Origin of the sequence: Kitasatospora sp. MBT63 (assembly GCF_000710465.2) — a bacterium.
Classification (GTDB): Bacteria; Actinomycetota; Actinomycetes; order Streptomycetales; family Streptomycetaceae; genus Kitasatospora.
The window spans coordinates 1-12,435 of record NZ_JAIZ01000453.1; the positions used below are offsets into that span (position 1 = coordinate 1).

The window sequence follows — 12,435 nt, forward strand, 5'->3', positions numbered from 1 at the left end:
TGCCAGGCGGTACGGCCGGCGGCCTCCAGCGCGGCCAGGAAGTCGCGGGCGGCGCCGAGGGCCGCGTCCACCGCGCCGCCGGCGGGTACCGGCCGGGCGGTGGCGGCCCGGCCCAGGCGCAGCAGGGCCGCGCCGCCGGGCCTTGCGATCAATGTCACATCGGCGTCCAGGGCGGCCACGTCGCCGCGTCCGTCGTCCAGCGCGAACAGGAACTTGCCGCTCAGCGCGGCCGCCCAGTCGCTCGCGCACAGCCGGCGGTCGAGCTCGCGCACCCAGGCCTGGACGTCGGCGTGGCCGCGGCCGTCGAGGCCGGCCAGCGGGGAGGCGACGATGTTGCGGACCCGCTCGTGCGTGTCGGAGGGCAGCAGGCCGGCCGCGCGCAGCCGCCCGCCCAGCTCGGCGCCGGCGTCCGAACCGAGGCCGCGCAGTTGGACGTTGCCGCGCGAGGTGGTCTCCAGCTGCCCGTCACCGAGCTGCTCGGCGGCCTCGGCCAGGACCAGTGCCTGAGCGGCCGTCAGCAGTCCGCCGGGTACCCGGACCCGGGCGAGCGCGCCGTCGTCGGCCCGGTGCAGGCGCAGCGCGCCGGGGCAGGCGTCGGCCCGGCCCCGGTCGGGCAGGGCGGGGCCCGGCGCGGAGGCGTCGGGTGTGGGTGGCATGGCGGCGAGCATACAGATGGTCCGATCGGATGCCCCGGTCTCGTAGATCACAGCCGCGGACCAGCTCCGCAGCCGGTCGGCACCCCGTACGATGCTGCCCGGGTGGCCCGCGGGCCACCCGTGCCAGCGACGGCGCAAGGGGAGGAAACCGGTGCAAACCCGGTGCGGTCCCGCCACTGTGACCACGGTTCACCGCCGTGGGAGCCAGGAACTCCTGCCGTCCCTCAGACCAGCCCTCCGGCGCGTGGCCGGGGGGAACCGCCACGGGGCGCGGACCCCGAGGAAGGCTTGACCTGTGCGCTGCCGCATGTCCTGCGCCGCCCGCCCGTTCGCCGACGAGGCCGGGAGGCCCCTCGCATGATCCTGCTGCTGTCGACCTCCGACACCGACCTGCTCAGCGCCCGCGCCTCGAACGGCCCGGTGCCGTACCGCCTGGGCAACCCGGCCCGGCTGGCCGTCGAGGACCTGCCCGCGCTGACCGAGGGCACCGACCTGGTGATCGTCCGGCTGCTCGGCGGCCGCCGGGCCTGGCAGGAGGGCCTGGACGCGCTGCTGGCCGGCCCCCGCCCGGTCGTGGTGCTGACCGGCGAGCAGGCCCCGGACGCCCAGCTGATGGAGCTGTCCACCGTCCCGGCCGGGCTCGCCGCCGAGGCGCACGCCTACCTCGCGCACGGCGGCCCGGCCAACCTGGCCGAACTGGGCGCCTTCCTGTCCGACACCGTGCTGCTGACCGGCCACGGCTTCGCGCCGCCCGTGTCCGCGCCGGAGTGGGGCCCGCTGGAGCGCACCGCCCGCACCACGGAGGGCCCGGTGATCGCGGTGCTGTACTACCGCGCCCACCACATGAGCGGCAACACCGGCTTCGTCGAGACGCTCTGCCGGGCGATCGAGGACCGGGGGGCGCGGGCGCTGCCGCTGTACTGCTCCTCGCTGCGCGGCGCCGAGCCGGAGCTGCTGGCGCGCCTGGGCACCGCCGACGCGATCGTCACCACCGTGCTGGCGGCCGGCGGCACCCGCCCGGCCGACGCGCAGGCCGGCGGCGACGAGGAGGCCTGGGACGCGGGCGCGCTGGCCGCGCTGGACCGCCCGATCCTGCAGGCGCTCTGCCTGACCTGGTCGCGGGTGGCCTGGGAGGCCAGCGACGACGGCCTGTCCCCGCTGGACACCGCCACCCAGATCGCCGTCCCGGAGTTCGACGGCCGTCTGATCACCGTGCCGTTCTCGTTCAAGGAGCTGGACGAGGACGGGCTGACCGTCTACGCGGCCGACCCCGAGCGGGCCGCCCGGGTGGCGGGGATCGCGGTCCGGCACGCCCGGCTGCGGCACATCCCGGCCGCCGAGCGGCGGCTCGCGCTGGTGCTCTCGGCGTACCCGACCAAGCACGCCCGGGTCGGCAACGCGGTCGGCCTGGACACCCCGGCCTCCGCGATGCGGCTGCTGGAGCGGCTCCGTGCGGAGGGCATGGACCTGGGCACCGGTCTGCCCGGTCTGGACGACGACGCGTCCGAGGACCGCCCCAACCCGCCCCGAGCGGGCGACCAGGCGAGCGGGCGAGGACACGAGGGTGACGCGCTGATCCATGCGCTGATCGCGGCGGGCGGGTACGACCAGGACTGGCTGACCGAGGACCAGCTGGCCCGCAACCCGGTCCGGATCCCGGCCGCGGACTACCGCCGCTGGTACGCCACCCTCCCGGAGGGCCTGCGCGGCCGGGTCGAGGAGCACTGGGGCCCGCCGCCCGGCGAGCTGTACGTGGACCGCTCGCAGAACCCGGACGGCGACATCGTGCTGGCCGCGATCCGCTCGGGGAACCTGCTGGTGCTGATCCAGCCGCCGCGCGGTTTCGGCGCCAACCCGGTGGCGATCTACCACGACCCGGACCTGCCGCCCAGCCACCACTACCTGGCCGCCTACCGCTGGATCGCGGCCGAGCGGTCGGACGGCGGCTTCGGCGCCGACGCCGTGATCCACCTCGGCAAGCACGGGAACCTCGAGTGGCTGCCCGGCAAGACGGCCGCGCTGTCCGCCGACTGCGGCCCGGACGCGGTGATCGGCGACCTGCCGCTGATCTACCCGTTCCTGGTCAACGACCCGGGCGAGGGCACCCAGGCCAAGCGCCGCGCCCACGCCACCCTGGTCGACCACCTGGTGCCGCCGATGGCCCGCGCCGACTCGTACGGGGACATCGCCCGGCTGGAGCAGCTGCTGGACGAGCACTCCAACATCGCGGCGATGGACCCGGCCAAGCTGCCGGCGGTCCGGGCCCAGATCTGGACCCTGATCCAGGCCGCCCGCCTCGACCACGACCTGGGCCTGGACGAGCGGCCCGAGGACGACGGCTTCGACGACTTCCTGCTGCACGTCGACGGCTGGCTGTGCGAGGTCAAGGACGCCCAGATCCGGGACGGGCTGCACGTGCTGGGCCAGGCGCCGGCCGGTACCGACCGGGTCAACATCGTGCTGGCGATCCTGCGGGCGCGGCAGATCTGGGGCGGGGTGGCCGCGCTGCCCGGCCTGCGCGAGGCGCTCGGCCTGGACGAGGCCGCGCTGACCCTGGGCGCCACCGACGCGGCCGAGGCGCAGGCCCGCGCCCTGGTCGAGGCGATGGAGGCCGAGGACTGGGCGCCGGAGGCGGTGGAGAAGGTCGCCGCCGGGCACCCGGAGGCGGTCCGTGACGTGCTGGACTTCGCCGCCCGCCAGGTGGTGCCCCGGCTCGCCGCCACCACCGACGAGCTGGACGCGGTGCTGCACGCGCTGAACGGCGGCTTCGTGCCGGCCGGCCCGTCCGGCTCGCCGCTGCGCGGCCTGGTCAACGTGCTGCCGACCGGCCGCAACTTCTACTCGGTCGACCCGAAGGCCGTCCCGAGCCGGCTGGCCTGGGAGACCGGGCAGGCGCTGGCCGCCTCGCTGGTCGAGCGCTACCTGGCGGACAACGACGGCGCCTACCCGCCGTCGGTCGGCCTGTCGCTGTGGGGCACCAGCGCGATGCGCACGGCCGGCGACGACATCGCGGAGGCCTTCGCCCTGCTGGGTGTGCGCCCGGTCTGGGACGACGCCTCGCGCCGGGTCACCGGCCTGGAGGTGATCCCGCTCGACGAACTGGGCCGTCCCCGGATCGACGTGACGCTGCGGATCTCCGGCTTCTTCCGGGACGCCTTCCCGCACGTGGTGGCACTGCTGGACGACGCGGTGCGGCTCGCCGCCCGTCAGGAGGAGGACGGGGCGGACAACTTCGTGCGCGCCCACGTCCAGGCCGACCTGGCGGTGCACGGCGACGAGCGCAAGGCCACCGTCCGGGTGTTCGGCTCCCGTCCGGGCACCTACGGCGCCGGTCTGCTGCAGCTGATCGACAGCCGGGACTGGCGCACCGACGCCGACCTGGCCGAGGTCTACACGGTCTGGGGCGGCTACGCCTACGGCCGCGAGCTGAACGGCCGCCCGGCCCGCGAGGAGATGGAGACCGCGTACAAGCGGATCACCGTCGCGGCCAAGAACACCGACACCCGTGAGCACGACATCGCGGACTCCGACGACTACTTCCAGTACCACGGCGGCATGGTCGCCACCGTGCGCGCGCTGACCGGGATGAACCCGGCCGCGTACATCGGTGACTCCACCCGGCCCGAGACGGTCCGCACCCGCACCCTGACCGAGGAGGCGGCCCGGGTGTTCCGCGCCCGGGTGGTCAACCCGCGCTGGCTGGAGGCGATGCGCCGGCACGGCTACAAGGGCGCCTTCGAGATGGCCGCGACGGTGGACTACCTGTTCGGGTACGACGCCACCACCGGCGTGGTCGCGGACTGGATGTACGAGAAGCTGACCGAGGAGTACGTGCTCGACCCGGTGAACCGGGAGTTCCTCACCGGCGCCAACCCGTGGGCGCTGCACGGGATCAGCGAGCGCCTGCTGGAGGCCGCCGAGCGCGGTCTGTGGGCCGAGCCGGACCCGGCGCTGATCGACGCCCTGCGGACCGCCTTCCTGGAGACCGAGGGCGATCTGGAGGGCGAGGGCTGAGCCTTCCGCCGCGCGGACCGGGGGTACACCAGATCTTCACCTCCGGTCCGCCACGCGGGTGACCCGGGAATGAGGTGACCGGGGCTCGAGAAGCGGACAATCACGGCATGACCCTTCGTGCCGGCCTCACCCAGCCCGCCCGTTACGCCGCCCTCGGTTCGGGGGCCCTGCCCGTGCTGGCCTTCCCGGGGCTGGGGCTGGCGATGCTGGCGTGGGTCGCCCTGGTCCCAGGCATGCTGGCGATGCAGCGGGCGCCCAGCGGCCGGGAGGCGGCGGTCCGCGGCTGGTGGTTCGGCGCGGGCTTCATCCTGGTCGCGATGTACTGGCTGGTCCCGTCGATCGGTCCGGGGCTGGTCCTGCTGGCGCTGCTGTTCGGCGCGCTCCAGGCGGCGCTGGGCCTCGCGGTCTGGCGGACCCTGAACCCGCCGCTGACCCCGCGGCGTGCGCTGACCGCCCTGGTGGTGGTCCCGGCGGTCTGGGTGACCTGCGAGTTCGCCCGTTCCTGGGCCGCGCTCGGCGGTCCGTGGGCACTGCTGGGCGCCAGCCAGTGGGAGCACCCGGCGATCCTGGGGCTGGCCTCGGTCGGCGGGGTGTGGCTGGTCAGCTCGGCGGTGGCGGCGGCCAACACGGCGGTGCTGATCGTGCTCACCGCGCACCGGCTGCCGGTGCGCGCGCTGGCGGCGGCGGTGCTGGTGGCGGCGCTGGTGTCGGGGCCGCTGCTGTTCGCGGTGCAGCGGCAGAGCGCCCCGCAGGGGCTGGCCACGGTGGCGCTGGTGCAGCCCGGCCAGACCGCGGACGCGGACGCCAGGCTGGCCGCGAACGTCCGGATCAGCCAGAAGCTGGTGGGGCAGCCGGTCGACCTGGTGGTGTGGGGCGAGAGCAGCACCACCGCCGACCTGGACCGTGATCCGGCGGCTCTGGGCGACGTCCGGGCGCTGGCCGCGCTCAGCGGCGCCCAGCTGCTGGTCGGCGAGGACGCCAGGAAGGCCGACGGGCGGATCTCCAAGGACGCCGTGCTGGTCACCCCGGACGGGGTGGCGGCCCGCTACCGCAAGATCCGGCTGGTGCCGTTCGGCGAGTACATCCCGCTGCGTCCGTTGCTGGGCTGGATCGCCGGGGTGAGCGAGGCGGCGGGCGAGAACCGCGCCCCCGGCACCTCGTTCCACCTGCTGCCCACCACCGACCGCGCGGGCGAGGCGATGCCGGTCGGCGCGCTGATCTGCTTCGAGTCGGCGTTCCCCGACATGTCCAGGGCGGCGGCCCGGGACGGTGCCAGGATGATCGTCTACCAGTCGGCGACCTCGACCTTCCAGAACACCTGGGCCCCGGCGCAGCACGCCTCGCTGGGGGCGATCCGGGCCGCCGAGACCGGCCGTCCGGTGGTCCAGGCGGCGCTCACCGGCGAGTCCGTCGCGTACGACCGGCAGGGCCGGCGGCTGGCCCGGATGGACACCGGCGCCACCGGGTCCGTCACGGTGCGGCTGCCGCTGGCCGCCCCCACCGCGCTGACCTGGTACGACCGGTTGGGTGACTGGGTGCCGGTGACGTGCGTGCTGATCACGCTGGCCGCCGCCGGCACCGCGCTGCGTCCCGCGGTCGGCCGGCCGGGCCGCCCGCAGGCGGCGCCGGCACCGGCCGAGGACGAGGAGCAGCCCGCCGACGCGTGAGGCCGCCGCTACCCGGCGGCGCCCGCGACGTGCACCCCGAACACCGCGCCCTGCTGGTCCTTGAGCACCGCCAGCCGGGGCCCGTCCGGGACGTCAGTGGGCGGCAGCAGCACGGACGCGCCGAGCGCCGCGGCCCGCTCGGCGGTGCGGTCCACGTCGGCGACCGCGAAGTACGGCATCCAGTAGGGCGGGGTGTCGGCGGGGAACTGGTCGCTCATGTCGGCCATCCCGCCGAAGTCGTGCCCGCGCAGGCCCCACTGGGTGTACATCTCGCCGACCGTGACGCTCCAGGCGAACACCCTCGGGTAGAACTCCTTGGCCTGCTGGACGGCGCGGGTGGTCAGCTCGACCCAGCCCAGCGAGCCAGGTTCGTCGATCACGGCGACGCCGTTGAAGGCCCGGGCCTGCCAGAGCGAGAAGGCGGCGCCGGCCGGGTCGGCGGCGACCGCGAACCGTCCCAGGTCGAAGACCTCGGACGGTTCCAGCAGGATCCGGCCGCCGGCCGCGGTGACCGCGGCGGCGCTCGCGTCCGCGTCGGCGACCGCGAAGGAGACTGTCCAGGCGGTCGGCTGCTCGGGCTGGTGCAGCGGTGTCAGCCCGGCCACCGGGGCGTCGCCCAGCAGGAGGCTGGTGTACCCGCCGGCCTCGGCCCGGGGGTCCTCCTCGACCCGCCAGCCGAACAGCTCCGCGTAGAAGGACTTGGCGGCCCCCGGGTCGACGGTGCCCAGCTCGACCCAGCAGGGCGCGCCGGGGGTCGTGGTGGTGATCTTCACGGGTCAGCTCACTTCCAGGATCAGCTTGCCGCGGGCGTGGCCGGACTCGACCTCGGCCAGTGCGTCGGCGGCCTGCTCGAGCGGGTAGGTGGCGGTGATCTGCGGGTCGAGGCGGCCGGCCGCGACCAGTTCGGCGAGCGCGGTCAGGGTGGGGGCGGCCGGGCTGCGGCGGATGAAGGAGCCGCCCAGTTCGGCGGCGGTGCCGGGGTCGGAGGTGGCGATCAGCCGGCTGCGGTCGGCGAGCGTCTCGGCCGCCGCCCTGGCGTCCGCGCCGCCGACCAGGTCGAGGATGCCGTCGACGCCCTGCGGTGCCTCGGCCAGGATGCGCTGCTGCACGCCGTCGCCGTAGCGGACCTGGGTGGCGCCGAGCGATTCGACGAAGGCGCGGCGGGCGTCGCTGGCGGTGCCCAGCACCCGCAGGCCGCGGGCCCGGGCGAGCTGGGCGGCCACGCTCCCGACGCCGCCGGCGATGCCGAGGATCAGCAGGGTCTGCCCGGCCGTGAGCCCGACGTTGTCCACCCCGTCGTACGCGGTGGCGGCGGCCACCGGCAGCGCGGCGGCCTGGGCGAAGGTGACGCCGGCCGGCTTGCGGGCGGTGGCGTCGGCCGCCAGCAGGGTCTGCCGGGCGTAGCCGCCGACCGCGGCCACCCCGAACACCTCGTCCCCCACGGCGAAACCGGTCACCCCTTCGCCGACCGCCTCGACCACGCCCGCCGCCTCCACCCCCAGCACGCCCGGCAGCGCCACGTGCTTGCCGGTCAGGCCCCGGCGGATCTTCCAGTCGATCGGGTTGACCCCGGCGGCCCGGACGGCGATCCGCAGCTGGCCCGGGCCCGGCGCGGGGGCCGGCCGGTCGAGGAACGCCTGGTGCTGCGGGCCGCCGTAGTCGGTGAATCCGAATGCCTTGGACATGGAGCTTCCCTCGTCGTGTCGGCTGCTCCCCCTGCCCACTGTGCGTGGTGCCCGCCGGTGGCGGCTGGGGATGGTGGGCCGAAAGTGGCTCCCGAAAACTCGTGTTGTTCAAATTGGAACTAAGGTGTACGGTCTCAGCCCGAGACACCGTTCAAATCTGAACCACGCCGGAGGCCGGGCATGACGCAGACCGAGACCGACCAGCACCAGCCCGCAGCCGCGCCCTCCCCCGCCACCGTGCGCTCGCGGGTCCGCATCCCGCTGACCTTCCCGGACGGCTACCACGTCGAGGCGGAGGTCTTCACCTTCCACGGCCTCGCCGACGGCGCCGAGCACCTCGCGCTCGCCCTCGGCGACCCCACCGCCGGCGCCGCTCCCCTGGTCCGGCTGCACTCCGAGTGCCTCACCGGCGACGTCTTCGGCTCCGACCGCTGCGACTGCGGCCCCCAGTTGCGCGAGTCCGCCGAGCGGATCGCCGAGACCGGCGGCTACCTGCTCTACCTGCGCCAGGAGGGCCGCGGCATCGGCCTCTACAACAAGCTGGACGCCTACGCGCTGCAGGACACCGGGCTCGACACCTACCAGGCCAACACCGCGCTCGGCCTGCCCGAGGACGGCCGCGACTACACCGCCGCCGCCCAGATGCTCACCACCCTCGGCGCCACCGCGGTCCGCCTGCTCAGCAACAACCCCGACAAGGCGCGCCAGCTCGCCGCCCTCGGCATCGAGGTCACCGAGCACGTCCCGACCGGCGTGCACGTCTCCGCCAGCAACATCCGCTACCTGCGGGCCAAGGTGGAGCACACCGGGCACGCCATCCCGCTGGCCCGCCTGGTCGGCTGAGCCCCCGGGCCGCCGCGGGCCGCGCCGCCGGACGTGCCGGGCCCGTGGCCACGGTGCACCCTGGGAAGCGGGGACTCCCCCGCCCCGAGGAGGTGGCTCGATGACGCCGCACCGCCCGTCCCGCCCCGCCGACCGGCGCCCGTCGCCGCGGAGGCGACCGTGAAAGCCGACACCGCCGTCCCCGTGACGGTCATCGGAGCCGGACCCTACGGCCTCGCCGTCGCCGCCCACCTCAAGGGCCGCGGGATCCCGATGCGGATCCTCGGCGAGCCGATGGACAGCTGGCGCTCCCGGATGCCGGTCGGGATGTACCTGAAGTCCACCCCCCGCGCCTCCTCCATCTCCGACCCCTGGGGCCGGTTCCGGCTGGAGGACTACCGGATCCAGGCCGGCCGCCCGCTCGGCGGCGACCAGCACCCCATCCCGATCGAGGAGTTCATCAGCTACGGCGAGTGGTTCGAACGCACCTGCGTGCCCGAGGTCGAACGCACCAAGGTGCTCCGCCTGCGGTACGAGGACGGACGGTTCACCCTGCTGCTCGACACCGGCGAGACCTTCACCAGCGCCGCCGTGGTGCTCGCCACCGGGCTCCAGCCGTACGCCTGGGTCCCCCCGGTGCTGCAGCCGCTGGTCGACGCGGGCCTGGCCTCCCACCCCAACGCCCACGTGGACCTCGCGAAGTTCGCCGGGCAGCGGGTCGCGATCGTCGGCGCCGGGCAGTCGGCGCTGGAGAGCGCCGCCCTGCTGCACGAGGCGGACGCCCGGCCGACCGTGGTGGCCCGCACCCACGAGCTGCTGTTCGGCGTCCCGCCCGAGACCGACCAGGACCACGACCGGCCCCTGACCTCCCGGCTGGCCGGCCCCGGATCGCCGCTCGGCCCCGGCTGGGGGCTGCTGGCGTTCAGCCGGCTCCCCGCCGCCTTCCGCTACCTGCCCGACCGGCGGCGGGCCAGGTCGGTGCGCACCGTGCTCGGCCCGGCCGGCGCCTGGTGGCTGCGCGACCGGGTGGACGGCCGGGTACCGGTATTGACCGGCCACACCCTGGAGTCCTCCGAGGCCGACGACAGCACCGCCGTACTCCGGCTGCTGGGACCGACGCGCACGGTGGAGGCCGACCACGTGCTGGCGGCCACCGGCTACCGGGTCGACGTCGAGCGGATCGGCCTGCTCGACGAGCCGGTGCTGCGTGCACTGCGCCTCACCCCGCAGGGGGCGCCGCGGCTGTCGGCCGGGTTCGAGTCCTCGGTGCCGGGGCTGTACTTCTCCGGGCTGTCCGCCGCGGACAGCTTCGGCCCGCTGCTGCGCTTCGTCGCCGGCACCGGCTTCGCGGCGCGTCGGATCAGCGCGGCCGTGGCCTCGAAGCCGCGCTGAGCGCCCGCCGGGCGACCCGCAGCACCGGCGTTCCGCCGAACCGCACGGCTTCGGCGAGCGCCGGCGCCGGGTCGTCCCGGCACAGCCAGGCCCGCTCGGTGCCCCGGTGCGGGCGCAGCCCGCGCGGCGGGCGCCGCTCGTGCCAGGCGGTCACCGCGGCCGACATCAGGTCCACCTGCCCGACTCCGAACTGCCGGGCCAGCTGCCCACCGCGGGGGACCTCGCGGCCGGTGAGGGACAGGTGCAGGGCCCTTACCACGTCCACCCCGGCCGCCGTCTCGAAGAGCCGGAACTGGGCGCCGGTGCGCGGGTTGAAGTCGACCAGCTTGTACCGGCCGTCGCGCCGGTCCAGCCGCCAGTCCAGGTCGGCCACCCCGCTGTAGCCGATCTGCCGGCACAGCCGGGCGGCCAGCTCGGCCAGCTCCGGGTTGGGCACCGCGCGGGCCCGGGTGGTGATCCCGGCGCCGGGCGGCCAGGACCGCAGCTTCACTCCCGTGAACACCACCAGCGGCTCGCCGCCGGGGCCGCAGCACAGGTGGGTGAACCAGTCCTCGGCGTGCTCCGCCGGCAGGTACTCCTGGACCAGCACGGAGGCCACCACCGCCTGCGGGCAGGCCGCCAGCAGCTCGCGCTCGTCGTGCACCACCGTGGTGGCGGCGACCGCCGGGCGGCTCAGCCGGCTGAACGAGCCGACGTTCTTCAGCACCACCGGGTAACCCCAGTCGCGGGCGGCCGCCAGCAGCTCGCCCCGGTCGCGCGGGGCGAGGGCGCGGGGGGTCGGGACGTCGTTGGCCAGGCAGATCCCGCTCAGCTCGCCCTTGTCCGCGAGCATCCGCGGCAACTTGGGCGGCACCGGGGGCAGCAGCAGCTCGGCGGCGAGCTCCTCGGCGTGCTCGGCGAGCAGCACCGCCGCCTCGTCGTCGGTCGCCACCGCGACACTGCGGCGGCCGACCGAACGGGCCGCCGCCCGGATCAGCGCGACCAGCCGCTCGGGCGGCTCGCGGCCGTCGGTGGGGGCCACCAGCGGCCGGGTCAGGTACCGGGAGAGCGCGGTCGGGGTGAAGCGGTCCTCCACCATCGCGTGGACCGGGACACCGAGCCGCCCGAACGACCTGGCCACGCCGACGGGGCTGTGCGCCTGCGGGTACCGCCCGACCTTGACCAGCAGGACGGGGACCGTGGGGTCCAGGGCCGGCCCGGCTCGTTCCATGTCGACACCCAGCTTCCTCGGCGGGATCAGTGCTGCCAGACCGCGACCCAGTCGACGTGCAACTGGGCGGAGCCGACGTCTGACGGAGGTGACTGCGGGTACCCCACCGCGAGGTTGAGGATCAGCTCCATCGCCACGCTCGGGATGACGGCCGGGTCGGTCACCCGGAACTGCTGCACACCGTCGACGTACCAGGTCACCGAGTCGGGCTCCCAGTCCATCGCGAACACCGTGGAACCGGCGGAGACTCTCTGCGGCGTGTAGCGGTGGCCGACGCTGCCGTCACCGCCGTCCGCGGTCCTCCAGTGCAGGTTCATCGCGACGAACCGGTCCGTGCCGGGGAACTCGGCCACGTCGAGTTCGGGCGGGGCGCCGCGGGTCTCGGCGGGGATCAGCCAGAAGGCCGGGAACATGCCCCGGGGGTCCTGCGGGGTCCGGATGGCGGCCGCGAAGTAGCCGTAGGTGAAGGTGTGCAGCGGCGTCCCGTCCCAGGACTGCCGTCCGGTGCTGACCATGCCCGAGGTCCAGGGGTAGCTCTTGCCGTCGCTGCCCGCGGTCGGCGTGCGCTCGGCCGACAGGACCAGGGCACCGCCGTTCACCGCGACCTGGCCGGGCAGGTACCACTGCTCCTCGTGGTTGCCCGCGTTGGTGCAGCCGGCGTCGTTCCAGTCGTAGCAGGTCACCCAGTTGGCGGGGTCCAGGCCGAGGCCGTTGAAGTCGTCCCGGAACACCTGGTGCCAGGCCCCGGGCGCGGCGGGCGTCGCGGAGGCGGCGGCGCCCGTCGCGGTGGCCTCGGCCGCCTGCGGGACGACGGTGAGGCCGTGGGACGCGGCCGGGCCGGCGCAGGCCGCGGTGAGCAGCAGCACGCAGGAGCCCGCGACCACGGCACTGCGCCGGCCGAGGCGGCCGCGGCGGCGCGGGTCGGCCACGGTCACCGGTGGTTCGTCCGTCGCGGGCAGCGGCGGGGCGCCGCCCCCCCCCCCCCCCCC

8 protein-coding genes, 1 pseudogene and 1 riboswitch are annotated in these 12,435 nt (G+C 75.4%); of the genes and pseudogenes, 4 read left to right on the forward strand and 5 right to left on the reverse strand.

Annotated features, from left to right (window positions below; genetic code table 11):
* A pseudogene (locus tag AA75_RS24425) lies at positions 1-656 on the reverse strand (cobalamin biosynthesis protein CobG); the annotation flags it as partial.
* Positions 657-769: 113 nt separating this feature from the next.
* Positions 770-893, forward strand: a riboswitch (cobalamin riboswitch).
* A gap of 120 nt (positions 894-1,013) precedes the next feature.
* Between AA75_RS24425 and cobN the strand changes: the two are divergent.
* Entirely contained in the window at positions 1,014-4,670 is a 3,657-nt protein-coding gene (gene cobN, locus AA75_RS24430; protein ID WP_033822372.1) for a cobaltochelatase subunit CobN, read from the forward strand.
* Between the two features lie 107 nt (positions 4,671-4,777).
* Positions 4,778-6,337 carry an apolipoprotein N-acyltransferase gene (gene lnt, locus AA75_RS24435; protein WP_033822373.1) on the forward strand — a complete coding sequence of 520 codons (1,560 nt, stop codon included), beginning with the start codon at positions 4,778-4,780 and terminating at the stop codon, positions 6,335-6,337.
* 8 nt (positions 6,338-6,345) lie between these two features.
* Here the strand turns inward: lnt and AA75_RS24440 are convergent, their stop codons facing one another.
* Complete coding sequence (locus tag AA75_RS24440; RefSeq protein WP_033822374.1) at positions 6,346-7,110, reverse strand: VOC family protein; 765 nt, start codon at positions 7,108-7,110, stop codon at positions 6,346-6,348.
* 3 nt (positions 7,111-7,113) lie between these two features.
* Complete coding sequence (locus AA75_RS24445; RefSeq protein WP_033822375.1) at positions 7,114-8,022, reverse strand: NADP-dependent oxidoreductase; 909 nt, start codon at positions 8,020-8,022, stop codon at positions 7,114-7,116.
* Between the two features lie 180 nt (positions 8,023-8,202).
* Here AA75_RS24445 and ribA point away from each other — a divergent pair, with 180 nt between their 5' ends.
* Together ribA and AA75_RS24455 are read left to right on the forward strand one after the other, a co-directional pair.
* Positions 8,203-8,865, forward strand: coding sequence for a GTP cyclohydrolase II (gene ribA / locus AA75_RS24450; RefSeq protein ID WP_051813221.1), 663 nt, complete (start codon positions 8,203-8,205; stop codon positions 8,863-8,865).
* Positions 8,866-9,024: 159 nt separating this feature from the next.
* Entirely contained in the window at positions 9,025-10,236 is a 1,212-nt protein-coding gene (locus tag AA75_RS24455; protein ID WP_033822376.1) for an FAD-dependent oxidoreductase, read from the forward strand.
* Here AA75_RS24455 and AA75_RS24460 read toward each other — a convergent pair.
* Entirely contained in the window at positions 10,205-11,446 is a 1,242-nt protein-coding gene (locus AA75_RS24460) for a hypothetical protein (protein ID WP_051813223.1), read from the reverse strand. The genes AA75_RS24455 and AA75_RS24460 overlap by 32 nt on opposite strands.
* Positions 11,447-11,472: 26 nt before the next feature.
* Complete coding sequence (locus AA75_RS24465) at positions 11,473-12,381, reverse strand: family 16 glycosylhydrolase (protein ID WP_033822377.1); 909 nt, start codon at positions 12,379-12,381, stop codon at positions 11,473-11,475.
* Positions 12,382-12,435: the final 54 nt, after the last annotated feature.